The organism is Acinetobacter sp. NS-4 (assembly GCF_037402435.1).
GTDB lineage: Bacteria > Pseudomonadota > Gammaproteobacteria > Pseudomonadales > Moraxellaceae > Acinetobacter.
This window is the reverse complement of sequence record NZ_JBBEUE010000021.1, coordinates 16,209-42,071: the sequence shown is the minus strand read 5'-3', so window position 1 is coordinate 42,071 and position 25,863 is coordinate 16,209. Positions and strand designations below refer to the sequence as shown.

The 25,863-nt window shown below is 40.0% G+C and carries 29 protein-coding genes and 1 pseudogene; 20 read left to right on the top strand and 10 right to left on the bottom strand.

Annotated elements, in window-relative coordinates:
• The first annotated feature begins 683 nt into the window (after positions 1 to 683).
• The gene (gene lpxB / locus WAE57_RS14010) at positions 684 to 1,874 is read left to right on the top strand and encodes a lipid-A-disaccharide synthase (protein WP_237787310.1); all 1,191 of its coding nucleotides are present in this window, start codon (positions 684 to 686) and stop codon (positions 1,872 to 1,874) included.
• A 1-nt stretch (position 1,875) separates the two neighbouring features.
• On the opposite strand, the gene WAE57_RS14005 is transcribed toward lpxB, so the two are convergent.
• A complete protein-coding gene (locus WAE57_RS14005) occupies positions 1,876 to 2,802 on the bottom strand; it encodes an AraC family transcriptional regulator (RefSeq protein ID WP_237787311.1) in 927 nt (308 codons plus the stop codon).
• Positions 2,803 to 2,996: 194 nt separating this feature from the next.
• Between WAE57_RS14005 and WAE57_RS14000 the strand changes: the two genes are divergently transcribed.
• Positions 2,997 to 4,205 (top strand): alkane 1-monooxygenase, encoded by a 1,209-nt coding sequence (locus WAE57_RS14000; protein ID WP_337711048.1) that lies wholly within the window; start codon positions 2,997 to 2,999, stop codon positions 4,203 to 4,205.
• 157 nt (positions 4,206 to 4,362) lie between these two features.
• On the opposite strand, the pseudogene WAE57_RS13995 reads toward WAE57_RS14000, so the two are convergent.
• Positions 4,363 to 4,848, bottom strand: a pseudogene (locus tag WAE57_RS13995) (arsenical-resistance protein); the annotation flags it as partial.
• A gap of 297 nt (positions 4,849 to 5,145) precedes the next feature.
• Here WAE57_RS13995 and WAE57_RS13990 point away from each other — a divergent pair.
• From WAE57_RS13990 to WAE57_RS13950, 9 genes are all read left to right on the top strand, one after another.
• On the top strand, positions 5,146 to 5,610 hold the full coding sequence (locus tag WAE57_RS13990) for a MarR family transcriptional regulator (protein ID WP_337711047.1): 465 nt from the start codon (positions 5,146 to 5,148) through the stop codon (positions 5,608 to 5,610).
• Between the two features lie 458 nt (positions 5,611 to 6,068).
• Positions 6,069 to 6,536: a Cys-tRNA(Pro) deacylase gene (gene ybaK / locus WAE57_RS13985; RefSeq protein WP_337711046.1), complete on the top strand. Its 468-nt coding sequence runs from the start codon at positions 6,069 to 6,071 to the stop codon at positions 6,534 to 6,536.
• A gap of 735 nt (positions 6,537 to 7,271) precedes the next feature.
• Entirely contained in the window at positions 7,272 to 7,517 is a 246-nt protein-coding gene (locus tag WAE57_RS13980) for a hypothetical protein (RefSeq protein WP_337711045.1), read from the top strand.
• 178 nt (positions 7,518 to 7,695) lie between these two features.
• Complete coding sequence (locus WAE57_RS13975; RefSeq protein ID WP_337711044.1) at positions 7,696 to 8,514, top strand: MFS transporter; 819 nt, start codon at positions 7,696 to 7,698, stop codon at positions 8,512 to 8,514.
• 208 nt (positions 8,515 to 8,722) lie between these two features.
• Positions 8,723 to 9,334 carry a 2'-5' RNA ligase family protein gene (locus tag WAE57_RS13970; protein ID WP_337711043.1) on the top strand — a complete coding sequence of 204 codons (612 nt, stop codon included), beginning with the start codon at positions 8,723 to 8,725 and terminating at the stop codon, positions 9,332 to 9,334.
• Entirely contained in the window at positions 9,331 to 9,849 is a 519-nt protein-coding gene (gene cobU, locus WAE57_RS13965) for a bifunctional adenosylcobinamide kinase/adenosylcobinamide-phosphate guanylyltransferase (protein ID WP_337711042.1), read from the top strand. Before WAE57_RS13970 ends, cobU begins: the two co-directional genes overlap by 4 nt.
• Positions 9,849 to 10,901 carry a nicotinate-nucleotide--dimethylbenzimidazole phosphoribosyltransferase gene (gene cobT / locus WAE57_RS13960; protein ID WP_337711041.1) on the top strand — a complete coding sequence of 351 codons (1,053 nt, stop codon included), beginning with the start codon at positions 9,849 to 9,851 and terminating at the stop codon, positions 10,899 to 10,901. Before cobU ends, cobT begins: the two co-directional genes overlap by 1 nt.
• Positions 10,902 to 10,919: 18 nt before the next feature.
• A complete protein-coding gene (locus tag WAE57_RS13955) occupies positions 10,920 to 11,531 on the top strand; it encodes a histidine phosphatase family protein (RefSeq protein WP_337711040.1) in 612 nt (203 codons plus the stop codon).
• A gap of 1 nt (position 11,532) precedes the next feature.
• Positions 11,533 to 12,288 (top strand): adenosylcobinamide-GDP ribazoletransferase, encoded by a 756-nt coding sequence (locus tag WAE57_RS13950; RefSeq protein ID WP_337711039.1) that lies wholly within the window; start codon positions 11,533 to 11,535, stop codon positions 12,286 to 12,288.
• A gap of 49 nt (positions 12,289 to 12,337) precedes the next feature.
• Here WAE57_RS13950 and WAE57_RS13945 read toward each other — a convergent pair whose 3' ends face one another.
• Together WAE57_RS13945 and WAE57_RS13940 are read right to left on the bottom strand one after the other, a co-directional pair.
• Positions 12,338 to 13,030, bottom strand: coding sequence for an LrgB family protein (locus WAE57_RS13945; RefSeq protein WP_337711038.1), 693 nt, complete (start codon positions 13,028 to 13,030; stop codon positions 12,338 to 12,340).
• A gap of 1 nt (position 13,031) precedes the next feature.
• On the bottom strand, positions 13,032 to 13,463 hold the full coding sequence (locus tag WAE57_RS13940) for a CidA/LrgA family protein (protein ID WP_337711037.1): 432 nt from the start codon (positions 13,461 to 13,463) through the stop codon (positions 13,032 to 13,034).
• A 93-nt stretch (positions 13,464 to 13,556) separates the two neighbouring features.
• Here WAE57_RS13940 and WAE57_RS13935 point away from each other — a divergent pair, with 93 nt between their 5' ends.
• Entirely contained in the window at positions 13,557 to 14,456 is a 900-nt protein-coding gene (locus WAE57_RS13935; RefSeq protein WP_337711036.1) for a LysR family transcriptional regulator, read from the top strand.
• A 242-nt stretch (positions 14,457 to 14,698) separates the two neighbouring features.
• Positions 14,699 to 15,181 (top strand): helix-turn-helix domain-containing protein, encoded by a 483-nt coding sequence (locus WAE57_RS13930; protein WP_337711035.1) that lies wholly within the window; start codon positions 14,699 to 14,701, stop codon positions 15,179 to 15,181.
• Positions 15,182 to 15,196: 15 nt separating this feature from the next.
• On the opposite strand, the gene WAE57_RS13925 is transcribed toward WAE57_RS13930, so the two are convergent.
• Genes WAE57_RS13925 through tusD form a run of 4 tightly spaced genes read right to left on the bottom strand, consistent with a single transcriptional unit; the run spans position 15,197 to position 16,589 of the window.
• Positions 15,197 to 15,508 (bottom strand): TusE/DsrC/DsvC family sulfur relay protein, encoded by a 312-nt coding sequence (locus WAE57_RS13925; protein ID WP_337711034.1) that lies wholly within the window; start codon positions 15,506 to 15,508, stop codon positions 15,197 to 15,199.
• A gap of 13 nt (positions 15,509 to 15,521) precedes the next feature.
• A complete protein-coding gene (locus WAE57_RS13920) occupies positions 15,522 to 15,806 on the bottom strand; it encodes a DsrH/TusB family sulfur metabolism protein (RefSeq protein ID WP_337711033.1) in 285 nt (94 codons plus the stop codon).
• 20 nt (positions 15,807 to 15,826) lie between these two features.
• Positions 15,827 to 16,177, bottom strand: coding sequence for a hypothetical protein (locus WAE57_RS13915; protein WP_337711032.1), 351 nt, complete (start codon positions 16,175 to 16,177; stop codon positions 15,827 to 15,829).
• 43 nt (positions 16,178 to 16,220) lie between these two features.
• Complete coding sequence (tusD, locus tag WAE57_RS13910) at positions 16,221 to 16,589, bottom strand: sulfurtransferase complex subunit TusD (protein WP_337711031.1); 369 nt, start codon at positions 16,587 to 16,589, stop codon at positions 16,221 to 16,223.
• 71 nt (positions 16,590 to 16,660) lie between these two features.
• Here tusD and WAE57_RS13905 point away from each other — a divergent pair, with 71 nt between their 5' ends.
• From WAE57_RS13905 to WAE57_RS13875, 7 genes are all read left to right on the top strand, one after another.
• A complete protein-coding gene (locus WAE57_RS13905) occupies positions 16,661 to 17,668 on the top strand; it encodes an SDR family NAD(P)-dependent oxidoreductase (RefSeq protein ID WP_337711030.1) in 1,008 nt (335 codons plus the stop codon).
• 113 nt (positions 17,669 to 17,781) lie between these two features.
• Positions 17,782 to 19,176, top strand: coding sequence for a class II fumarate hydratase (gene fumC, locus WAE57_RS13900; RefSeq protein ID WP_337711063.1), 1,395 nt, complete (start codon positions 17,782 to 17,784; stop codon positions 19,174 to 19,176).
• Positions 19,177 to 19,375: 199 nt separating this feature from the next.
• The gene (locus tag WAE57_RS13895; RefSeq protein WP_086175719.1) at positions 19,376 to 19,576 is read left to right on the top strand and encodes a hypothetical protein; all 201 of its coding nucleotides are present in this window, start codon (positions 19,376 to 19,378) and stop codon (positions 19,574 to 19,576) included.
• 156 nt (positions 19,577 to 19,732) lie between these two features.
• Positions 19,733 to 19,873, top strand: coding sequence for a hypothetical protein (locus tag WAE57_RS13890; protein WP_171264022.1), 141 nt, complete (start codon positions 19,733 to 19,735; stop codon positions 19,871 to 19,873).
• A 1,300-nt stretch (positions 19,874 to 21,173) separates the two neighbouring features.
• Entirely contained in the window at positions 21,174 to 22,313 is a 1,140-nt protein-coding gene (locus tag WAE57_RS13885; protein ID WP_337711029.1) for a GGDEF domain-containing protein, read from the top strand.
• Positions 22,314 to 22,572: 259 nt separating this feature from the next.
• Positions 22,573 to 23,064: a hypothetical protein gene (locus WAE57_RS13880; RefSeq protein ID WP_237787333.1), complete on the top strand. Its 492-nt coding sequence runs from the start codon at positions 22,573 to 22,575 to the stop codon at positions 23,062 to 23,064.
• A gap of 281 nt (positions 23,065 to 23,345) precedes the next feature.
• Complete coding sequence (locus WAE57_RS13875; protein ID WP_337711028.1) at positions 23,346 to 23,948, top strand: nitroreductase family protein; 603 nt, start codon at positions 23,346 to 23,348, stop codon at positions 23,946 to 23,948.
• 222 nt (positions 23,949 to 24,170) lie between these two features.
• On the opposite strand, the gene WAE57_RS13870 is transcribed toward WAE57_RS13875, so the two are convergent.
• Together WAE57_RS13870 and WAE57_RS13865 are read right to left on the bottom strand one after the other, a co-directional pair.
• Positions 24,171 to 25,376 carry an MFS transporter gene (locus WAE57_RS13870; protein WP_337711027.1) on the bottom strand — a complete coding sequence of 402 codons (1,206 nt, stop codon included), beginning with the start codon at positions 25,374 to 25,376 and terminating at the stop codon, positions 24,171 to 24,173.
• On the bottom strand, positions 25,369 to 25,812 hold the full coding sequence (locus WAE57_RS13865) for a winged helix DNA-binding protein (RefSeq protein WP_337711026.1): 444 nt from the start codon (positions 25,810 to 25,812) through the stop codon (positions 25,369 to 25,371). Before WAE57_RS13865 ends, WAE57_RS13870 begins: the two co-directional genes overlap by 8 nt.
• Positions 25,813 to 25,863: the final 51 nt, after the last annotated feature.

Below are 25,863 nucleotides of genomic sequence, written 5' to 3'. Positions count from 1 at the left end.
AAAAATTGCATAAAATAAAGAATCTAAGTAAATAAATGGGCAAAGATATTACGCTTTGCCATTGCTACAAATACTGCTGCCATGGGTTAGATAATTGCATCGTATTGGAAGTTTTAGCATCCAGAATGATAAGGGTTTGCACAAAAACCTGTTTTTTACTCTAGCCATAATTCCATGTTGAACGGGTGAAGAGTTGAAGATTGGCGTGCACCACATTGAATTGTGTTTTATTAGGATTTTGCTGGCAAATAGTCTGAAGTGCTACGTGCATAAATGCACAATTGGCAAGCCATATTTTCTGTTGTTGTTTGAAAATAATCTGTGATAATCGCCCGTGCTGTACATAAGCAGTGGGATGATTCAGATGAACCATTTTGAGATGGACCGTTTTGGGAGGAGAAGAAAGCCACACGCTTGGAAAGACAATAAATAATACAATATGGATGAGTATGGATATAATAATTGCCCAGGCAGAATGGTTACGCCACTATTGCCAAGTAGCTTGTAGTGGCTGAATGACTTCTGTGTGAAGTTATTGCTGAATTAAACCCAACATAGATATTTTATAAAACAACGCTTGTTTTGAATTATTTTAAAAGCTTAGTGGCTGATCAATTAAATTGAAAGGCCTATGTTAAAATAGACCCAACTGCAAAATATACGGCATAAAGAGGATAAAAGTCTTGCAAAATCGGAAGCTTAAAATCGGTATCGTTGTCGGGGAAGTGTCTGGAGATACACTGGGCGCTAAACTCATCCGCCGTTTTCGAGAGCAAGGCATTGATGCTGAATTTGAAGGCATCGGTGGTCCGCAGATGATTGCTGAAGGTTTCAAAAGCTATTATCCGATGGATATTTTATCGGTCATGGGCATTGTGGAAGTGCTTAAAGATCTTAAAAAACTCTTTGCCGTGCGTGATGGACTGCTTGAAACCTGGAGCAAAGATCCAGTCGACGTCTTTGTCGGTATAGATGCACCAGACTTTAATTTACGTTTATCTAAAAGTTTAAAGCAGAAAAATCTGCCGATTAAAACCGTGCAATATGTCAGTCCTTCGGTGTGGGCTTGGCGTCAGGGACGGGTGCATGGCATTAAAGCCAGTATCGATCTAGTGTTGTGTTTATTTCCGTTTGAAAAAACCTTTTATAAAAAGTTTGATGTGCCCGCAGCTTTTGTCGGGCATCCATTGGCCAGTCAATTGCCTTTGCAAAATCCATTGATTGAAGCCAAGCAAGAGCTGGGCTTAAATGTAGAACAAAAACATATTGCACTGTTACCGGGAAGCCGCCGTGGTGAAGTTGAACGTCTCGGCCCTTTGGTGCTGGATGCAGCGCAAATCATCAGTCAAAAGCATCCTGAATATGTGTTTTTAATTCCTGCGATTAATGATGCACGCAAGCAGCAGATTGAGACATTGCTGCAACAATATCCGGCAGATTTTGTGGCTAAAGTGTGTTTGCTGGAAAATACCGATACGGAATCCAAAATTGGCCGTCAAGTGATGAATGCTTCCAATATTGTGGCATTGGCTTCAGGAACTGCCACACTGGAAGCGATGCTGTTACATCGTCCTATGGTTACTTTCTATAAATTGAACTGGCTGACTTATCATCTGGTTAAATTGCTGATCAAGATTCCGTATTATTCCTTGCCGAATATTATTGCTGGAAAAAAAGTCATTCGGGAACTGATTCAGCATGATGCTACCCCAGAAAATCTGGCGGCTGAAATTGAAAAACTGATGAACAGGGAGACTGCACAGATTCAGGCCATGCAGCACATCACCATGCACAAGCAGCTGCTGGCAGGCAATAGTGAAGATCCGGTTCAGGCGATTCTGAATACCTTGAATGCAGTCGCTGATCAGGCATAATTTACTGGAATTGCTGCCGATATTGGCTCGGAGTTAGATTAAACAGTCGTTTAAAGGTTTGACTAAAGGCTGTTTCGGAAGAATATCCGACACGATGGGCAATTTGCTGGATAGATAGTTGCCCTTCACGCAAATGCTGCGATGCCAAACGGAAGCGGTATTGCTGTAAATAAGCCAGCGGTGTTTCACCAACAATCGTGCTAAATAAAGTTGCAAATTTGGAGCGCGACATACAGCATTGTTCGGCCAGACTTTCAACGGTCCAGGGCTGTTCAGGTTTGCCATGAATGGCTGCCAGCGCATTGGCCAGTTCGGTATGGGAAAGTGCTCGCAGCCAGTTATTTGAGTCCTGTAACCGGGCAATATAATCGCGTACACATTCAATAAAAAGAATACTCACCAGATGGTCGAGAATTTTGTCACGACCCGGACGCAGCTGATAGGCTTCCACGGCCAAAAAATGTAGGCCTATTTGCAGCCATTCAGGCGCGGTACTGCCGGTAATATGCTGAATATGGATATAGTCGGGCAGGGCATTCAGTAAAGGCCGGGCCATAATAGTATCGATATGACAACGGATGGCCAAAATCAGCGCAGGTTCACCACTACTCTCACTGCCAAATTCAATGGTTTCTTGCCTTTTTTCATCAAAAAGCCCTGTAATATTAATTACTTCAATTAAATTTTTTTTATCATTACTGTGGCAGCTATGGGTTTGTCCCGAAGGGATCAAGATCAAATCTCCCGCTTCCAGTTGCAGCATTTTTTGCGATTCAAATTGTATGTTGAGCGTGCCCACCAGAACCACATAGCCAATCATGGCATCCTGTTCCTGATAAACATAGGCCCAGTGACCTTGCGGTTTTAAATAAATATATTCAGATTTATTTAGATGAATATCATCAAAAATTTTACTTAAGGCATCCATGTCTTATGTTTCTGTCTTCATCTTGATTAAAAATTATAAAAAGCCTGAATTTATTGCAGCATGTGTTTATAGGACAAATTTGGGCTATTTACGCCAAGAACGTTTGCATAGGTTTTTTGGACGTTTACAACTGTTCTTGATGCTGCATTTCTAGAAATATAAAGGGAGAACAGAAAATAAGGAAGATCGCGAGCATGAATGCACCAGTACAAATTGATCAAAAAACAACTTTAACCATGCAAACTGCTTCAGGTCTGGCACTCGATAAAAAACGTTATTGGTGGCTGCTGAGCCCGGGTTTACCAGTGATTGGCATGGGAATTTTGGCTGGTTACCAGTTTGGCCCTAAAGCTACGAAAAAAATATTTGCCTTGGGTGGCCCTTTATTGCTGCACGTGATTATTCCCAGTATTGATGCGTTGGTGGGCAATGACAATAATAATCCCAATGATGACGAAATTAAATCGCTGGTGGCAGATCCTTATTATGACCGCATTGTAAAATTATTCATTCCTTTACAAATGGCTGCCAATCTTTTTGCCGGTTATGTAGTGAGCAGTAAAGAAACTTCTTTTGTCGATCAGATCCTGTTGGGAATTTCCATGGGGGCGATTAATGGTGTGGGCGTGAATACAGCACATGAGCTGTCACATAGACCGCATAAGAAAGATCATTATCTTGCTCATGCTACATTAATGCCGCTGTTTTATAATCATTTTCGTGTTGAACATCCTTATGGACACCATAAGCGTGCGGCAACCCCTGAAGATCCGGCATCTTCAAAAATGGGGGAAAGTTTCTATGAATTCTGGCCAAGAACGGTGTTTGGCGGCATCAAGTCGGCCATTGAAATTGAAAAAAACCGTTTAAAACGCAAAGGATTATCTTTCTTTAGTGCGGAAAATGAGCTGTTTCAAGGTTGGGCAATGAGTGCTGGTTTTCATGCCATCATGCTGAAGTTATTTGGTAAAGAGGTACTGCCTTATTTAGCCACGCAGGCTTTTTATGGGGTGAGCTTATTTGAAATTATTAACTACATTGAACATTACGGTTTAATGCGCGATAAAAAACCAGATGGGACTTATGTGCGTACCATGCCGGAGCATAGCTGGAACAATAACAATATTACCACCAACTTGTTTTTATACCAGTTGCAGCGTCATTCCGACCATCATGCCTATCCGACACGACCATTTCAGGCCTTACGCCATTTTGATGAAGCGCCTGAATTGCCTAGTGGTTACGCGACCATGCTCTTGCCAGCAATGATTCCATCGCTCTGGTTCAAAATGATGGATAAACGCGTATTTGATCATTATAAAGGCGATTTAAGCAAAGCTAATATTCATCCAAAACGCCGTGCGAGCATATTCAAGAAGTTTGGTTTGTCTCTACAAAGTTAAGATGGATTGAAAGAATAGGTGTGAAATACGAAACATTATTTAAAAAAGCCTGGCTGTTCAAGCAGGGCTTTTGGTGATTTCAATTTATTGATTCTAATAAATTTGTATAGTTAATTTGGTATCGGCTGTATTAGGTTGATTTTAAATCAAACCAATATTATTTTGATTTACACTTGTTTAAAAATCTTTTTCTTAACCACAGCGAAACGCTCACTAAAGCAATTAAAACAGGTACTTCAACCAATGGACCAATAACTGTCGTAAAAGCAACAGGTGAGGCCAATCCGAAGGTTGCAATTACCACGGCTAAAGCTAATTCAAAATTATTGCCTGCTGCCGTAAAAGAAATTGCAGCAGTTTTTGGATAATCATTCCCCATCCACTTACTCATAAAGAAACTAATAAAGAACATCACTAAAAAATAAATAGTTAAAGGCATTGCGATTCTAAGCATGTCTAGTGGCAAACTGACTATAGCACCTCCCTTAAAGCTAAACATGGCGACCATTGTAAGTAACAAGGCAAAAAGGCTAAGCGGACTAATCTTGGCAATAAAGCGCGTTTGATACCAAACTAATCCCTTTGTTTTGACCAAGATCAATCGAGTTAAAAAGCCAAGTAAAAATGGGATACCTAAATAAACAGGATCCAGGTTAAATAAAAATAATTCTTACACCAGAAATGTGAGGTACGACAGGAGTCATACTTAGCTGACAAGTATGAAAAAACCCGGCAGGACGCCGGTTTTTTTATTTTATACGAATTTTGTTAGACAACATTGAATATATTTTGTAGATTTTCTGTTTAATTTATAAGAAGCTCAAAATCTCAATAAGCGATAAAAATAATTTAATATATATTGCTAAAACAAGCCGTTTCGAATAGTATCTGATGCTTAAAAATAATTTCAATTACAACAATAAATTAGAGGTTTTTAACCATGTCAACTAAATACAGCAAATTTTTTTCTGCAGCATCTGAGTTTAACCTGGATAATTTTCCATACTACTGGATTACTCAAGTACATTCTCAATATGTGCAGAATGTGGATCATGCGTTAAAAAAATATGGTCTAGATAATTCTCGTCGTCGTATTTTACTGGCTTTAAAATCCAAACCCAACGCGAGTGTGTCCGATTTATCCGATATGTTGATTTTCAAGATGTCGACCACTACGAAAATTATTTACCGTCTGAAAGATGAAGGCTTAGTGCGTACTTATTGTTGTGAAGATGACGCACGAATTACCCGGGTCATTTTAACTCATTTGGGTGAGCAAATGGTGCAAAAAATTAATGATCTTAGTCACATTGTTCTAGATCAATCTTTTGAAGGTTTAACGCCATTACAAATTGAAAAAATGCTAGATAGTTTGAAACTCATTTTCAGAAACTTGGCACATTAATCTCAATTTAATTAAAAAAGCGTGGATGCAATGTCCACGCTTTTTACCATCAGTCATTTACTTTTAAACTCCAACATCATACTTACAAGCGGTCTGATTTAAACCTAAGTAGTGAGCTATAGAACCTTGCTTGGATAAAACCAGTTTTTTAAGTAAAAGCATCCTGATTAAAGATAGATCGATTAAAGGAAGAAAGAGACCAACTATCACCATCAAGACTCTTAAAGAAATGCTGAGTGTGGTCGACAGTAGAATAGGGAGTGCACTTAATACTTGTTTAGGCATAGGTTTTAGCCACATCTATAATTTGGTTTTAAAATATAAGTCTTAAAACGATTTTCAGTGTTTTTATAGATTGATTAGAGATAAATATGAATCTAAAAATAGCCTAAGCATGCTAAACATTAATTTCTAAAAGGCATATAATTTACTTATCTCGTTCTTAATATCATCGAAAAATGACACCTGCTTGCAAAGTTTTAAAATCAAATAAAATTGAATTTTCTATCCATGAATATGAACACGATGCCAATGCTAAAAGTTTCGGTTTGGAAGCAGCCGAAAAACTGAGTCTAAGTGTTGAAGAAGTATTTAAAACGCTGTTGGTGACTGATGATAAGAACTATTTTGTAGCTGTGTTACCGGTAAATCACCAATTGAATTTAAAAAAAGTGGCAGCGGCAGTGGGCTGTAAAAAGTTGCAGATGGCCGATCCTAAAAATGCCGAACGCTTGACAGGCTATTTGGTCGGGGGAATTAGCCCGGTTGGACAGAAAAAGCGTTTAAAAACGGTCATCGATACTTCAGCACAGCAGTTGCAAAAAATATATGTCAGTGGCGGCAAAAGAGGCCTGGATATAGGAGTAAAACCACAAGATTTAGCACAGGTCTTGGGCGCAGAATTTGCAGATGTGCTAGATGTATAAAAATCAACTTTAATGCTTCTAATCAGCCCTAAAGAAATTTAGGGCTTTTTTATAGACGTTTAATTAGCTTCTCAATGCTAAATGAGAAAATTATCATTTAATTGATCATCAATAGCAGTTTAGAAGTTTTTTGAAAGGTTCTTATTTAACCGATTGTAGAGCCTAGTGTACTACGTGAGATATTAGCGGTATTTTTGGTGAATGGTAAATAAAATCAAAGGTATGTAAGTTATAAAATCATGCCAGACGGGACGTTGGGTTGAACACTGGCTAATACTCGTAATCAATAAAAAATACTCAGGGTGGATTGGCAAGAACTGGGTGAAATTTGTGTCGTGCCATTAAAGGGACCAGATCTAGCAGCCGGACAATTTAATAATATGATCTTGCGCGTATAAGCTTTGGCGATTGGCGGTACTGACAAAGCCCGGCAAGATACGATTAAATATAGCTCGGCTGCAAACTGAAACAATGGGCTTGCCACAATGGATGTGATTGCCAATACCAAAATGGGCTTCGGGAACCTGCGATTGAGTATTCCAGCATCTGAAATACTCAATATAAATCTTTTTATAATCAATTTATTGCATTGGTATTAGCTGTCCAAGGCCGAACTTATGGCCTGAGCTATAGCGTGAAGTCTTAAATTTCGTTCTGAAAAAGCATGAAAGGGCTAGTGTGCGTTGCCTCTGGTTCTTATAAATACAAACCGCGAATGGGAATTAAAAATAAAGCATGGATAAAAATAACAAAATCTTCATTGCAGCAAGTCTGGCCAATGGGGCGAGTTTTTCGATGATTTTACCTTTGCTGGCACCTCTGGTTCGCCAGTTAAAGCTGTCGGAACTGCAAGGCGGTGCCATGGTCTCGGGTGGGGCATTACTGATGGCGATAGCAGCCATTTATATTTCTAAAAATCAAAATAAATTTTCGATATACCAGTTGCTCAGCCTTGGTTTTATTGGCATGACCATTACCTAGGGTATTTTCACTGCCGTATTGCTCTATGGCCTATCGGTTCAGGTGTCGTTAATCAGCCTGTTTGGCATGCTCATGGCGGCGTGTGTAGGAACGGGGGTGTATTTATGGCCATGCTGAAAATTGCGCTACAAACCTATGTGATGCCCGTTATGTCGAGGAACAAGAACGCAGCCAGACCATGTCAAAATTTGGCGCGTTAAATAGTGTAGGAGTGATTGTTGGCCCATTTTTAACGACTTTATTGTTAGCGTGGGGCATCCAGGCTCCATTATGGGCTGCGATGATCATTTTGAGTTTGATTAGTCTGGTGATTGTGTTTGGATTTGAGCGTAGCAGAACGGTTCAGTCTGCTCAACAGAAGCATATTCTAAATGCAGTCAATACAGACTCAGATTTTTCCATTTATCAATGTTCTGCCTGGTTGCTGCTTGGCTTTAGTTTATATCTGGCAATTGTGACTGTGAATTTGACTGCCGGTTTTTATATCCAGGATCATTTTCACATGAGTATTGCGCAAGGCGCTGTATATTTTTCCCAGTGTTCTTTAATTGTGGGTATTGCACTGGTGGTCATGCAAAGCCTGATTTCCAGATATCTGCAATGGTCAGTCTATCGTTTGTTGTGGGTAGGTATTTTGTCCCTGACCACAGCACTACTCATTTCTGTACTGACCGAACATATCCGTATTTTCCAGTTGGTTTATATTCTTTATGGGATTACTGTCGCGTGTTTAATTCCTGCATTTACCACGGGGGCGGCAAAAGATGCACCGAAGTCTATGCAAGCTAAAGTCGCCAGTTGGTGTACCGCAACCCAGGCCCTCAGTTTTGTTTTAGGCCCCATCTTGAGTACCGGCTTGTATCAGTGGCATAAGAGTTATCCCTATTATTTTTTGCTGTTATTAATGCTAGGTTTGATGATTTATTTTTCTATGATAGTTATTGCGCAGGACAAAAAGAAAATATCGTTAAATCAGAATGATATGGCAGATAGTTAAAGGCTCATCAGTATGAACTGTATACAGTAATTCTCATGGCGCTGGATCTATAAAAAAGTCATTTGCATAAGGCTTTGCATGACGAGCTGAATAAATTTCAGCATAAGCTGAATATTGTTAAACCAAAGCTTTGATTCATTTGGCAAAATTCATGGTTAAATAAGCCGATTGAATTTAATGTGAATTTTACGTGTTTCTGAAACCCTCTATGCCAGTTGTACCCACGCTTGCACAGGATTATCCTGAGTGGCATAAGGGGCGCATGGATTATTCACTCTGGTATCTGGAAATACAGCAGCCTGAATTACTGCATTATTTACATCATCTGCGTCAGCACTTTTCCGACCTACTGTATACGCCCAATACGCGCCAGTTTCATATTACCTTGTTTATTTGCGGATTTTTGACTGCCCACAAGCCTGCTTGGGATGACGATTTTAGCCAGCAGCAATTACAACAACAGATTGAAACTTTAAACTCAGCACAAAAATCTTTATTTAAATTAAAGACGGGTCACTTAAATAGTTTTGAAAGTGCGCTTTTTATTGAAATTGAAGATACTGATGGAGGTTTGGCCGAGATACGCCAACAGTTCTATACCTGTTCAGACGAAATTGCCCCCCTCCAGTATTGTCCTCATATTACTTTGGGTTTATATAAAGAGAATTTGAATAGTGATGCTGTTTTTGAGCGTATTGAAAAAATTTCACAGCAGCAATTTGAATTTCAAACCCGGCAATTAACTTTTGGGACTTATCATGCCCAGGTTTTGCAGGGACCATTAACACCGTACCATCAATTTTTATTGGGTGATGCATGATCCAACTTATTTTAGGCGGTGCCCGTTCCGGAAAAAGTCGTCTGGCTGAACAAATCGCGAAAGATTCTGGTCTGGCTGTGAGCTATGTTGCAACAGCTCAAGCCTTAGATGCGGAAATGCAGCAGCGAATTGCCCATCATCAAACCCAGCGTCCTGAACACTGGCAGCTGATTGAAGAACCTTACTCACTGGCTGAACGATTGCAGCAAATCGATGCGCCGAATCAGCTGATCTTGGTCGATTGCCTGACGCTATGGATGAGCAATCTGTTGATGCATGAAGATGCAAATCTGCAAGTTATGGAATGTCAAAAATTACTTGATGTGCTGCCTAAGTTACAATCGCAGATCATTTTAGTGAGCAATGAAACCGGATTGGGCGTTGTTCCCATAGGCGAGATCAGCCGTAAATTTGTGGATGAATCTGGCCGTTTACATCAACAGCTTGGACAGATTGCCGATAAGGTGGCTTTTTGTGTAGCAGGTTTCCCGATGATTTTAAAAGGAGAGAAATAATGAACTGGTGGTTAGATGCGTGTAAAACGCCAAGTGCAGAAGCCAGACTACAGGCTGCAGAGCGTCAATTACAGTTAACCAAACCGACCGGTTCACTTTCCGAACTGGAAAATGTTGCGATTCAACTGGCCAGTTTGCAAAATAATCCTCGTCCCAATATCGACCATCCCTGGATCAGCATTTTTGCCGGTGACCATGGAGTGATGGAAGAAAATATCTCGGCTTATCCGCAAGCGGTAACACGGCAAATGCTGCAAAACTTTACTGGTGGCGGTGCCTGTATCAGCGTGATTGCCAAAGAATACAATGCCAAACTGCAAGTCATTGACTGTGGCTCTGTCGGTGATGCTTATGAATATGCAGGTGTAGAACGACATTGCATTATTCCAGGCACGGCCAACTTCGCCAAACAACCGGCCATGACCGAAGCGCAATGTGCCGAAGCCATGATGCTGGGTGCAAAAAGTGTGGAACAGGCTGTAGCTCATGGGGCATCTATTTATGTAGCAGGGGAAATGGGCATTGGCAATACCTGTTCCGCTTCTGCGATCGCCTGTTTTTTACTGAATGAACCTGCCGAGCAATTGACCGGTGTGGGTACAGGCATTCGTGCAGAACAGCTCAATCATAAAAAAAATGTGATTAATCAGGCTTTGGCTTTGCATCAGCAATATGTCGGTCAGGATGCTTTCAAGGCACTATGCGCCGTTGGTGGTCTGGAAGTTGCAGCTATGGTGGGTGCCTATATTCGTTGTGCGCAACTGGGTCTGGCCATGGTGGTGGACGGGTTCATTAGTACGGCATCGGCTTTGGTAGCGGTACGTTTAAATCCGGCAGTACGTGAATGGATGCTGTTTGGTCATCAATCGGCTGAATACGGGCATCAGCGTTTATTGCAGGAACTGAATGCCAGTCCCTTACTCAAGCTAAATTTACGTTTGGGAGAAGGCAGTGGTGCCGGTGCGGCTTTAGGAATCATCAAATTAGCCTGCAGCCTGCATAACAATATGGCCACTTTTGCTGAAGCGGCGGTGATCGGCGACAAGGTTTAATGGATTTGCATTGAGGATATGAACATGTATCGCATTGATCTGCTTCGTCATGGTGAAACCAGTTTAAGTCATACTTTGCGGGGTTCCACAGATGATGCATTGACCGAATCCGGCTGGCAACAAATGCATCAGACAGTAGAGCAAGCGTTACAGCAAGATCCTAAGGCCTTGGTTTGGGATGCTATAATCAGTTCACCTTTGCAACGCTGTCGTGTATTTGCAGATGAATTGGCACTCAAACTGAAACTTGAAGTGGTCCTGGATACCAATTTGCAGGAAATGCATTTTGGTGACTGGGAAGCACTTACCACCCAAAGCATTTATGAAAGCCAGCCGGAATTACTGGCGCAATTCTGGGAAACCCCCTCCCAGTTTAGCCCGCCAAATGCTGAAACCCTGCAACAGTTTCATGCACGAATCAATCAGGCTATACAGCAGATTCAGAGTTATATGCAGCATAAGCAATTTGAACATGTACTGGTGGTCACCCATGGCGGTGTGATTAAACTGTTAAAATGTCTGGCAATGAATCAGCCGCTGGATAATATTCTAAAAATGTCGGCAGAGCTTGGGCAACTGAACCGCTTTGTTTTACACGACAATTTAACGCTTCAATATCTGGAGCAATAACATGACTCCATTTTTGATCGCACTACAGTTTTTAACGACTTTCCCCATACAACTCAAAGCAATGCCTACGAAACAGCAAAATGGGCAATCCTTGCTGTTTTATCCAGTTGTGGGTTTGATGATCGGATTGATCCTGTTTGGACTCGCACTGAGCTTGCAGGCAATTCCAGTCATCTTATTAAGCAGTTTGCTGCTGGTGGTCTGGATTTGGCTGACAGGCGGTTTGCATCTGGATGGTCTGGCCGATACTGCCGATGCCTGGGTAGGTGGATTTGGTGATCCTGAACGTACCTTGGCCATCATGAAAGACCCGAGTTGTGGCCCGATTGGTGTACTGAGCCTATTCATTGTGTGCTTATTAAAATGGTCAGCAATTTATGTGCTGTTAGAACAGCAACTTTATTCAGCGCTGATTTTATTTCCGCTACTCGGGCGTTTGGTACCTCTGATGTTATTTTTAAGCACGCGCTATGTACGTGCCAAAGGTTTGGGATCTTCCATAGCAGAATTTATTCCAAAAACTGCTGCAATTTTTGTGATTAGCTTGTGTTTAGTGGCATCCGCATATTGGGGCTGGTCTGGTATTTTGAGCAGTATCTGTTTTATAACGACAGTGCTTTATTTAAGATCCAAATTTATGCAGCGCATTGGGGGCATTACTGGAGATACCGTAGGGGCAGGAATTGAAATTACAGAGGCGATCAGTCTTTTGAGTTTTGTTATAGCTAGCTTCTATCTACCTCTTATTCGGTTCTAAAGTAGGAAATGATCATGCTGATCACTTCCACATTATTTGTACTTTTTATTTATAAATAAGTGACAACAATTGAAATAATTGCAGGCCCAAACAACACCATAAATACCCCCGCAAGTACCATGCTTAAACAGGCAACCACGCCTTCTTCTTTATGGCGCATGAAGGCCTTATTGGTGCCAAAACCATGTGCCGAATTACCCAGAGCAGCACCTTGGGCAAAACGTGAATTGAGCTTTAAACTTAAGAGTACGAAATCTGCAAGTACGCCGCCAGCAATGCCTGTAATCATGGTAAATAAAATGACCAGTTCAACCGAACCACCTATATGTGAAGTTAATTCCATTGCGAAGGGGGTCGAAATAGACCGTGCCATGAGACTATAAGATGTTTCCTGATCAAACTGAAACAGTTTAGCCAAGTAAAAAGCACTCATCACACCTGCCAGCATGCCAATCACAATACCTAAACCAATTGAAATGGCATGCTCTTTAATAACCTGACGATACTCAAAAATTGGAATGGCAAAGGCAACGGTTGCCGGACCCAGCATCCACACAATCCAATGACTTTCTTGCATATAAGTGTCATAGGAAATATGAAATACGACCATGAAAATGATCAACAAAAAAGGCACAAAAAGTGCCGGGGAAAGCAGCATATAAGGAAACTTGCGATAAAGCTTTTTCGTCAAGATGTATCCCACAATCGTAAGAACAAAACAAAGCACTGCAATCATGTTCATATTATTCCCCGTGTTTAAGCAGGGTTGCTTCTTGGCTGTGCTGACGCTGCTTTAAACGTGATTCAATTTTAAAGCCAAGGTGTACGCTATATGCGGTAATTACCATCACGCACAGGGTTCCCAAGACGACAGCCAAAACCAGTTGCCAGCCTTGAGCGAGAAATAGGTTTTTATATTTGACCAGGCCGACTACGCAGGGAATAAATAATAAAACCAGTTCTGCCAGAATAAAGTCAGTACCGGTTTTGACCCATTGCACTTTAAAGAACCCTGTCAGCAATGCAGCCAGTAACAGCAATAGTCCGATCACACCCGCGGAAATTGGCAAATTGAAGGCATGCTGAATGACTGAGCCTAAAAACCAGATTGTGATTAAAATGCAGAGTTGCAGCACAATCAGCAAAAAGTGCGAATATCGTTGTGACATAGCCATCGTCTTAATAGGAGAATTTTCATATATTTTAAATTTGACTGACTTGGTCAATTATGAATAATAAGAAAAAGATTATGCTTATTTGGAATATTTGTGGATATTAAGAGCCTGAATATTTTTGTCAAACTTGTGCAATTGCAAAGCTTTACCCGTACAGCTGAACATCTGTGCGTGACCCAGCCCACCATCAGTAAAGCAATTCGCCAACTGGAAGAAGAAACCGGGGTAGCCTTATTTCACAAGGGACAAGCTGGACGTAAACGTGAAGTTTTACTTACTTATATGGGCGAACAGATTTATCAACATGCTTTGGTGATTATAGAAGAACAGCAGCGTATTTTTGACTCCATTGAGCAAGTTCGGCATTTACGGAAGGGCAAGCTCATACTGGGCTTGCCGCCACTGGGTTCGGTACTTTTAAGTAGCCTGATTGCCAAATTTCACAAACAATATCCGCATATAGAATTAAGGTTTCTGGAAGTTGGGGCATCTGGCATTGAAGAGGCGATTTTGGCCAAAAAAGTTGATGTCGGGATTTTACTGGGGCATTTAAAACCGCAATTCAGTGGAATTCCAATAATGGATTCACCATTATGTCTGCTTTCACGTAAAGCAAGCTATTGGAAAGACCGGAAAAAAGTTCAGCTTATTGAATTAAAAGAAGAGTCGTTTTTGCTCTATGACGACACCTTCAGTTTAAACAATATGATTATTCAGGCCGCAAATTATGTCGGTTTTGAACCGCATGTGGTGTGTAAAAGCAGTCAATGGGACTTTATTGCCAAAATGGTCGAATCTGATGTCGGCATTGCCTTATTACCCAAAATTTATTGTGAACAGCTCGATCAGGAAAAATATAACATCAGCCTACTGGAAAGTCCCAACCTGAACTGGACTTTAAGCATGGCCTGGAATACCACGGTTGCCATGAATCCTGCCACGCGGGCATGGTTAAAAATTATTGAAGAAAATCAGGATAAAATTCATTTTTAAGGTATGTTTGCTACCTTCATTCCAGTATTGTTTTTTTGATTTTTATGGATACATTCTTATTATTTTAGGAGGAATCATTGTCCTGATTTAGGCTCATGTATTTCCGAATAGCCAAAGTTGAACAGCGGTATTGAGCCATGAGGATGGATTACGATTCAGACATGCGAGCAGCTACAAATTCCTTGCAAAAATTCGTAAACCGATTCATTTTAGTATCAATTTAAGCGCGGTGACTCAACACAATGAAATGGGACGAAATTGGCGAACAACCCTGTTCAATTGCCCGAACCTTATCGGTGATTGGCGACCGCTGGACTGTGCTGATTTTGCGAAATGCTTTTTTAGGCATGCGCCGTTTTGAATCCTTTCAGCAAAATCTGGGTATTACCCGCCATGTGCTGTCTGACCGTTTAAAGCATTTGGTCGAGCATGGTATTTTAGTCAAAAAGCCCTATGTACAGCGGCAAGAGCGATATGAATATTGCCTGACGGAAAAAGGGCTGGCACTTTATCCCATTTTAATGTCTATGGCACATTGGGCAGACCAATGGATGAATAAAGATCTGGGACAGCCCATGCAATACATTCATCAAAGCTGCGGGCATAGCATGACGCCACGTCTGGTCTGTTCAGAATGTAATGAAACCATTCACGCCAAGCACATTAAAGCTGAACTGACTCCGGATTATTTCAATTATCTGCAACAACGCAAGCCCCAGCCCTAATCCAACTGCTGGGCATTATAGACAATTGGGCGGTTTGGGAATCCCTGCCAGACGGCTTAAATGACGTGCCACTAAACCGGTCTGAAACCTATCTTGTAATACCGCATTATTGATGTCGGCACTGACTGTTTTCATTAGAAATTTAATCAGCGGACGGGTGGCCGGTGAATGTCCAAACTGCTGATAGAACTGGCGCACGGCATGCAAGACTTCAAAATGCCATGTTGTAAGTTCTAAACTTAAAGTGTTTGCTAATTCTTGCGCAACCTGTTCATTCCAAATGGTGTAATCGACTAAGTGACCATCTTGGTCAAGTTCTAAATTCATCATTAATCTCAAATTAGTTCAAACGGATACAACGGCTATAATTCAGGCAAAGATCTGCAAATTCGGCATAAGAAATAATCTGCAGATGTTGTGATGATTGTCCTGCCAAAATTTCTGCATCTGTATCCAGCACATAGATATGATCCAGCTGTTGCAAAAATGGCTGTTGAAACTGTAAGACCGATTCGCCCATCAGTACAACACTATCTTCAGGGCCGTAGAGTTGTGCTAATTTTTTCAGAGCAGCGGGTGTCGCTGAAAAACTGCTTTGTAGCAAATATAAACTTTTATGCGTCATTATTGTTTCACTCGTCATCTTTACCAGTACAGCACAAAATCGAAACTTTGAATCAGCCCAGGATTGAATTCAACAAATTCAATATCTTGTTGAGCCTGAGCAACGAAGATGGCGTTACGGTTTTTATTTTCCACCAGCACCGGACTTAAATCGTAAAATTCAAAGCTATCGACCATGTTCGAAGCGACTTTAAAGGCATGTTTAAGCTGATCAAATTGTATTTCTGAATGCAGTAAACTTAGGGCGGCATCTTGCAACAAAACTTTGACTTCACAGCCAAACGTTGCCAGTACCATAGTGGCAGACAAGCTTTCATGCACTTGTAAATTGGCAAGATTTGCTTGAGTTAGAATAACGAGTACAGATTTCACACAATTTACCTTTTAAAAGCAACAAATTCCCAAAAATAACATCTTAGAATTGAATCAGACGTTGTGTTGATTGTACTGCATCGGCAAGTTCACCCAGTCCAACCAGTTCAAAGCCTTGAGCAAGATTATGTTGGCTAATCTGATGTCGTTTAGCATTTTCCTGATCCGAAATACCCCGCGCCAAAGCAGCACTGACACATACCGGTAAGCGAATGGCCAGCTTCTGCCATTCTTTAGTCAAATTACGCTGGTCATCTGGAACCCATTGTAAGTCATTCGCAACAGCGACTCCGTCCTGATAGAAAAACACGCGAAATGGCTGCTTTTTAGCCTGTAAGGCCTGTGCCAGACCTAGCGCGTGCCATGCATAGATCGAGGTTGGAGCGGAGGTAATTAGTAATAAGGTGCTCATCGAAATTCACTTGAGGAATGCCCAATCCAATATTGATGCATCCAAACTTCATAAGAAAAGGGTAGTATACAATGATTTTAGTGACTGGTGGTTTAGGCTTTATAGGCTCACATATTGCGTTAAGCCTGATGGCTCATGGACAAGAAGTCATCATTGTCGACAATTTATCCAATGCAAATTTACAAACCTTAGAACGACTTGAATATATTTCGGGCAGCTATGTGCCCTTTGTCAAAATTGATATTCGCAACACCCCCGCTTTAAACAAAGTTTTTGAACAATATTCTGTAGAAGCGGTCATTCATACTGCCGGTTTTAAATCGATAGAAGAATCGGCACTGAAACCGCTGGAATATTATAACGATAATGTCAGTTGTATCATGAGTCTGTTGCGCGCCATGCAGCGCACAGGAATCCGAACGTTGATTCATTTATCCAGTTTGGCAGTATATGGGCAGTCGAGTCTGATCCTGACCGAGGATGTGCCTTTTAACTATTCTTATCCGAACCCCTATGTAAAATCACAACAAATGGTGGAAGAAATCATCCGTGATACTGCTTTGACCGACAGTGAATGGAAAATTGCCATTTTAAGATTGTGCAATATTGCCGGTGCTTTTGAACACGCCGTGCTTGGAGAATTTGTTGCTCCTTTACCGAAAAATATTATTCCATTGGCCTTACAGGCAGCAGCCAGACAGCGTGAATATATTGAGCTGCGTCAGCAAGCGCAGACCTTGGACCGCACTGTAGAACGTAGCTTCTTACACGTGCTGGACTGCTGCGATGCCATTATGGCAACTTTAAAGTGGCTCAGGACTCAGCCCTATACCTGTGATGCGTTTAATATAGCCGGGCAGAATATATCCATTCGCGCTTTGCTGAGTGAAGTGGCTAAAGTTACCCAGACTGAAATTAAAACCATTGATGCCCCATTTTATAGTTATGCGGAAATGGATCAGGTCGGTGCAACTGCGGAAAAAGCCCATGAAATTTTACAATGGCAACCGAAACGCAGTATTACCCAGATTGTTGAAGATGGCTGGCGTTTTTATCAGCAAACATTAAAAGGACATTAATAAATAAAATGTAAATAATAATCATTTAAGTTAATAAAATATTTGATTAAGATCATTGAATATGTCAAAACAGATGAATTGGCTAAAGCTATAAAATGGAAATGAGGTTGATGATGCAGACACGTATTGAACACGACACGATGGGCGATGTAGAAGTTCCCAGTGAAGCAATGTGGGGTGCGCAAACACAGCGTAGTTTGCAAAACTTTAAAATCGGACAGGAGCGTTTACCACGGCCAATGATTCGTGCCATGGGGCTGGTAAAAAAGGCAGCAGCCATTACCAATGCCGAGTTAGATCAAATTCCTCATGAATTGTCACATTATATTGTTGATGCTGCAGAAGAAGTCATTAGCGGGAAATGGGATAGCCAATTTCCGTTGGTGGTTTGGCAAACCGGTTCAGGCACGCAAAGCAATATGAACTGCAATGAAGTGATTGCTAATATTGCCAACCAGAAACTGGGCAATCCTTTAGGTGCACAAAAACCGGTGCATCCTAATGATCATGTCAATCGTGCGCAGTCAACCAATGACTCATTTCCAACCGCCATTCATGTGGCAGCAAGTTTACAGATCAATGAACTGCTGATTCCTGCGGTCGCACGTCTACGCGATACATTAGAAGCGAAATCAAAAGAATTTTCAGATATTGTTAAAATTGGCCGTACTCATTTACAGGATGCCACACCTTTAACACTGGGTCAGGAATTTAGTGGCTATGTGTCACAACTTGAGCATGCTTTAAAGCGTTTGCATTATGCCTTATTGGGTTTATATGAATTGCCTTTAGGTGGTACAGCGGTCGGAACGGGGTTAAATGCACATCCTGAATATGCGGTCAAAGCAGCAGCACAGTTGGCTACATTAACCGGTTTACCTTTTGTGACTGCACCGAATAAATTTGAAGCCTTAGCTGCGCGGGATGCCGCAGTATTTGCATCGGGTGCCTTAAAAACTTTAGCCAGCAGTTTAAATAAAATTGCCAATGACATTCGCTGGTTGGCCAGTGGTCCGCGTTGTGGCTTTGGCGAAATTCGCATTCCTGAAAATGAACCAGGTTCAAGCATTATGCCGGGCAAGGTCAATCCAACCCAAAGTGAAGCCATGACCATGGTGGTAGCGCAAGTGCTGGGAAATGACACGACCATTAACGTGGCAGGGGCTTCGGGTAATTTTGAGCTGAATGTGTTCATGCCGGTGATAGCATTTAACTTATTGCAATCGATTCAGTTATTGGGTGATGCATGTAATAGTTTTAATGATCACTGCGCGATTGGTATTGAACCGAACCGTGAAAAAATTGATCATTTTTTGCATAACTCACTGATGTTAGTGACCGCCTTAAACCCGGTAATTGGTTATGAAAATGCAGCGAAGGTGGCAAAAACGGCTTATAAGCAAGGTAAAACCTTAAAACAGGTCGCGGTCGAATTGAATCTGGTGACTGCGGAACAGTTTGATGCCGTGGTGATTCCTGAAAATATGGTTTCACCTAATGTGAAATAAGCATCTAAGGACGGGAACAGCTATCAATTGATCATCAGTGGTTTTTTATGTGGGGCATATATGCGTACAAGATATGGAGAAATTAACTGCCGATGATTGATTATGCTTGATGTTTTAATTTAAAAGCTCGTCAAATGGTGGGCTTTTTTGATCTTTATGGTAAATTAATTGCACAATTAAAAGCCCATGGGGATTGTCTGTGAAAGAAGCACTAAAAGAATATCGCATTGAAAGAACCAAGCTTGAAGATGAAATACAAGAATTTCTTACCCAAAAATTCGCAGAATTTAAAGAAAAGACTGGGGCTGAAGTTATTCATTTAGACGTAAACATTGAAGTACTGGATGATCATGAAGCAGATGCTTTTATTGAAAGTGTGTTTGTTAGTACAGATTTATAGTGAATAGTCAGAAAGTAGAAGCTCATCAAAAGGTGAGCTTTATTTAATACACATAAATTTACCTACTATACAAAAAGCTATCGAACTGGGCTTGGAGTGCAATCGGTATAAGTGATAGTTATATATGCTTGAATTTCTGATTGGTTGAGGTGAAATATGAAATTATTAACTTTAATTGGTGCAGGTGTGGCAGCAGGATATTGTTATAAGAAAGTTAAAAATAGGAAGAAAAATACAAAATCCAATGACTTTCGAGAAATAGAGGAACAAACCAAGGCACAGAATATCACTGTTTAATTTATGAAAAGGTCTCACAACTTTGTGAGACCTTTGTTAATTTTCCAAAGCCATAATTTTGATTACACAGCTAAATTTTTTGATTCGTCATACAACTTAAATCGATGACAAGAATGATAAATTTTTTGTTTATTTAATAATCTATAGATCGAATAAAGCGTGTAGGTGATTTAAACGACCTATAAAATAGAGTTTTTATTTCATATAGGAAATGCATATGGTTTGGCTTATTGCTAAATATGCTATAACTGCTGGGATGGTCATACTAATTTCAGAAGTGGCCAAACGTAGTGACCGTGTGGGGGATTGATTGCAGCCTTACCTATGGTAACGGTACTGGTGCTGATATGGATGAAAATTGAAAATCAAGATCCCCAGAAAATTTCCAATCATGCTTGGTATACTTTTTGGTATGTAGTCCCGACCTTACCTATGTTTTTAGCATTTCCAATACTTTATCAGCATTGTGGATTCTGGCTGTCTCTAGCCATGTGTTGCGTAATGACTATCCTTATTTTTCTTGCCTGGGCTGTCATTTTGCGCCATTTCGGTATTGATGTAATGTTAAAGCATTAAAACGATTACTCACCTTGAATCAGAAGGAAGACTTGCTAGACAAATGCTAATTTCCTGTTGGAAAACCATGAAACATCCATTGGATTCCATACAAAATAACGAGGATTAAAATTACTGAAAAGATGATTTCTAATTTCTTCATTTTTAAGTATTTCTAAAATTAACTTAATATACCCTATACGAAATGAAAAATTATTTGGATATAAATCATTTTCTTAACCTTTATGTTAACTTCAATTACCTCTGATTGGATTTTTTATTTAAGAAAAGTATCTGTGGTTTTGGAGTGATAAGTTAAATGTCGGTGTCCTAAGTAACCAGTAAACCAAATGCCAGGAATTAGAAGTAGACCCAAGCCAATCCATAAGGAAAGAGTAACTGGTCAAATAATTGATGAAGAGTTAGTACTGTTAGGTTTGGTAAATCATTTAGATGTTCACGAAAGTGATCAGGATTTACATCCTTTAAAGCCCTATAGAAAAACGGAAGAGTAAATAACCAGACCATACTGGTAGTCACAATTTTAATTATGATTACATATTTCATTATTGGACAGTTCTTAGCATTCCTGCCCGGCAATCAGATAAAATGTGAATTAACGAACTTCTTAAGAGCAGGAATGATAAAAAATACAGCTTTTATTATTAAAAATAAATATTTATTGAATAATTTTAGCTAAACAATTTAGAATAAAAACTACACAGCTCTAGGTGTCATTCAGTCCGTGAACTTACCAGATACCCAGTATTTTTTGTTAGTTTACCCGATTTGCTTAATGCTCATTGGTGCCGTCTTTGTTGTTGCACATTTATGCTTTAAAGCTCCCCAATATTTATTGTGGATGGGTCTGAGTTGTATTTTGCCATCAGTAGCATTAGGTGCACAAACTCTGATGACCAATGTACAACTGAAACTGACTGCACCCTGGTTTGCACTTTTCTATTTAGGCGGGGCGTGGGCAGTCGCACATGGAATGCTGTTAAAAGCCAATTCCAGGTTAAATATATTTGTAGCTTCGCTTTTTGTGATAGCGGCTATGGCTTCACTTTTATATTTCAAGTATATCGATGAGCAGTTATGGCCACGCATAGTCATAATTAATATTGTGATTTTATGTTTAGAGGCCTTAGCACTTCCGAAAGTGTATGCTTTATTGAAAAGAACAGAGGTCTTGGAAAAGCTTTTATGCTTTAGTTACTTTCTCTTAGTTGCTTATGCGGTTATCAGAACTTTAATAGTCATTGTATACCTTCAAAATGTGCAAATGGTCACCTTAGCCACAACAAAGTGGTGGATGATGATGATTGCAGTAAATATACTCCTCAGTCTGTGGTTTGCAATTGTCGTTTCAGCTGTAGCTGTAAAAGAAAGGTTTAGTATCATTAATGAAGAAAGGTTGAAAGATCCTTTAACGCAGCTGTATAACCGTAATGGTTTTCTAGAAAAAACAGAAGATTTGTTTAAAAAAATGCAGCATGGTGAAGTTTATCTTGTGATGTGTGATGTTGATCATTTCAAGATTATAAATGATACATGGGGACATACCGTAGGGGATAAAATCTTGTGCACAATTGCGGACATATGCAGATCCAACATTAGGGAAGGTGATGTTATCGGCAGATATGGCGGAGAAGAATTTATTATATTGCTGCAAAGTTCAGATGAAAAATCTTCATTAGCTTTAGTTGAGCGCTTACGCAAAAAAATTGAAGATCAACTTTTTATTAATAATATTAAAGCTACTGTAAGTTTTGGTGCAGCTCGAATAGATACAGAATCTCAGTTCATTAGTGCTTTAGAAATTGCAGATAAACGTTTATACAAAGCTAAAAACGCTGGCCGAAATAGGGTTTGCTTTAATTGAGCTTTTTAATTGTATGCCCAATATAGAAATAGAACCAAGTTTTGATTGTTTTGTCTTAAGCTTTTTTATTTATATGTCGAAATAAGAGCATATGTCCCCAATTAGTGAGATTTATAAAGCTTAATTTAGCGTTGAATAAATTGGCATAATTGCTAAAATGCATTTCATTTTTTATTACTGCTTTGCACTTATTTTGCATTAGTTTTGCAAGGTAAAAATAAATGCTTGTAAAACAGTAATCTATCTAGGAAAATTTTCAATGTTCGATATTTATTTAACAGATGTTCAGAAAAAGGTGCAATTCAAGGATTATCCGGGTGAGCATCCTGTTAAATTTATTTTGAATTTTAAGAAGATTTTCCCAAGTGTGATGGAGCTGCTACTTCCGGTACTTCCTAATGATGAAAATCTGGATGAAATGACCTGGGAATCAACCACTGAAGATTTTGAATTGTTCAAATTATTGGTGGGTGGCTGGGGGATTATTGAATTACGTTTAAATGCAATTTCCCAATTTAAAAATAAAAATTATGCAGATCAATTGGTTAAAACTGCACAACAAAAGCGTAAAGCCTTTGCCAAAAGCCAGCCAAAATTGAAAACAGTTGAACTTGATTATCTATTTATGCATGAAGTTCATGCATTGATTGATGCCGAGTTGGTCGAAATTGGTGAAAAATTCTATTTGCCAACTTTACGAGATCTCTGGAAGAATAAAGTGGCACAAAATGTGTTGAATGCTAAATTCTAAACTTTGCTGAAATATAGTAAAAATCCTCCAAATATTGGAGGATTTTTTTATTAAGATAGAATATCTTAAAACTGCTTTGAGTGAATTAAACCTTTGCATATAAAAAATTAAAGATTTAATTATCAATAAAATATACTAGAAATTGTAATAGTTATTGCATATGGTAGGCTCACTGCAAGTATTTGTCTGCATTGTTGTAAAAGTTGATATTTCACATTTGCTTAACAGTGTGGGCAGCTTGTCTAAAATCTTCCCGAAGAAATATCAAAGGATTTCATCAAATGTCGAATCAGTTTTTAGATTTAATTAATAAACGCCGTACCATTTATGCCATAGGTAAAAATGTAGAGCAAAGTCCTGAATATTTAACTGATTTGATCAAGCATGCCATTAAGCAAAGTCCATCATCGTTTAACTCGCAATCTTCACGTGCAGTGATTTTGTTTAATGAGCAGCATGAGAAATTTTGGGGCTTTGTAAAAGAACAACTTAAGGCCTATGCAAAAGACGAAGAAAGCGCAGCAAAAACCAGTGCCAAAATGGACAGCTTTGCTGCGGGCGTGGGTACGGTTTTATTCTTTGAAGATATGGATGTGATTCAAGGCTTGCAAGAGCAGTTCCCGTCATATGCCGACAACTTCCCGGTTTGGGCGGAACATTCAACTGCGATTGCCCAGTTTGCCACTTGGACGGCCTTACATACAGATGGCTTGGGTGCTTCGCTTCAGCATTACAACCCGATTGTCGATGAACAGGTTCATGCAGAATGGGGTATTCCTGCCAGCTGGAAACTTCGTGCCCAGCTCGTGTTTGGTTCGGTAGAAGGTGAAGCCAAAGACAAAGGCTATATGGATGATGCAGTTCGTTTTAAAGTGTTTAAATAATTTTTAGATCAGCATCCTTTCTTGCGCCAAGTCATCAAACTGTATTTTATGATTGGCTCAAGGAGGGTGTGGTTTATTTTTTATAGCAGATAATTTTTTAGAAGATAATCTTCGAATATTGCTTTTTTTTCTTTCAGCTATTTATAAAAAACGGGGCTCACTCTTTGGAGTATCACCGTCGTTTGAATTACAGATTTAAATTGAATGTGTGATACTTAAGCTTTAAGCAGAAGCCTGTTGATGTTTGCTTGCAGTACGTCCATGCAAAAGAAAATAGATGACGATACAAGCCAATACAGCCATAGCACTATAAAAATACAACTGTGCATAGGAAATATAGTCGAGTGCCTGACCAATGAAATAAGGACCAAAACCCAGGCCTGCATCGAGGAAAATGAAAAAGGTTGAGGTGGCAAAGCCCATCCGTTCAATGTTGGCACTTTTCACGGCCACAGTTTGGCAAACCGACTGAATGTTGCCATAGCCAAAACCGAGTAAGCCTGCACACAGTAACAGCATAAATGAACTGTGTGCCTGACTTAATAAAACCAGGGCAATGGCCATGATGATAAAGGCCGGATACATAATGATGTTTTCACCTTTACGATCCATCAGTGGGCCAGTAAATGGTCGTGATATCAAGATGGCAATGGCATACATCAAAAAGAAGAAAGAAGCGGTTTCAACCAGATCGATTTCTTTGGCATAGAAATTGATAAAGGACAGCACACCCGAATAGCAAATCGATGCCAATAGCATAATGATTGAAATAGGCAGGGCCTTCATTTCAATGAACTGGGAAATAAAACTTGGTTTTTTTACACTGACTTGAGTTTCAACTGTTTTGGGATGTTGTGGTAAGTTGGGAACTTGAATCATCAACGCCACAATTAAACAGCACACAGCAATGAGGGTAGATAAGGCAAAAATCGCGTTATAACCGACATGCAGCATCATCCATATGGCCAGGAACGGACCAATCGCGGTACCCAAGGTACTGCTCATGCTGTAGTAGCCAATACCTTCACCACGACGGGTTGGCGGTAAAATCTGGGCAATGATGGTTCCCAATACAGTTGATGCCATGCCCATCATAAAACCATGCATGAAACGTACACCCAGCAAGGTAGCAACATTCAGGGGAATGAAATAGAATCCGGAAAAAATCAGAAATCCGATTAAACCCACAATTATGGTGGTCTTTTGGCCAAAACGTTGCAGAAACTGACCGACAAGCAAACGGCCAATCAGGGTGCCGACAATAAATAATCCGGAAACCAGACCTGCCTGAGCAGTTGTCGCACCCAGTTCAGCAACGGCATAACCGACAATGACCACCACAAGAAGATAAAAGGTCAGTACCAGCTGAAAGTTAATGGAACTGACAAGAATAAAATTTCTTGTCCATAAGGGGGCATTATCACTCATGCTGTTCACCTGTTTTGTTGATTTCAAGATCATTTATGATGGCATGCAGAATCTTGATGGAGCGTTGAATATCTTGCTGATCCAGATTTTGAATCAGCTGTCTTTCAAAGTTGTCTATTTCGGCAGCACACTGTTGAAAAAGTGCTATGCCTTGATCACTCAGCATCAGTTTTTTTTGACGTTTGTCTTCAGTTTCGATTTGGCTCAAAACACCCATTTGCATCAGCACATGTATACGCTTGGCAATCGATGGCTTGGACACATTTAAATAGTCTGCCATTTCTATAGAGGTACAACCATGCTTTTCCTGAATTACAAAGAGGATTTGCCATAAGGAATAATTAAGCTGATAGGGAAGTAAAATTGTATTGATTTCATCACTCATCATTCGTGCGCAGCGCAGCAGTGAAGGACGAAACCCGAGTAAGGAATTCATAATAGTTAACCAGGGTAACTAACTATCTGCAATTTTATGCTTCTTTATATG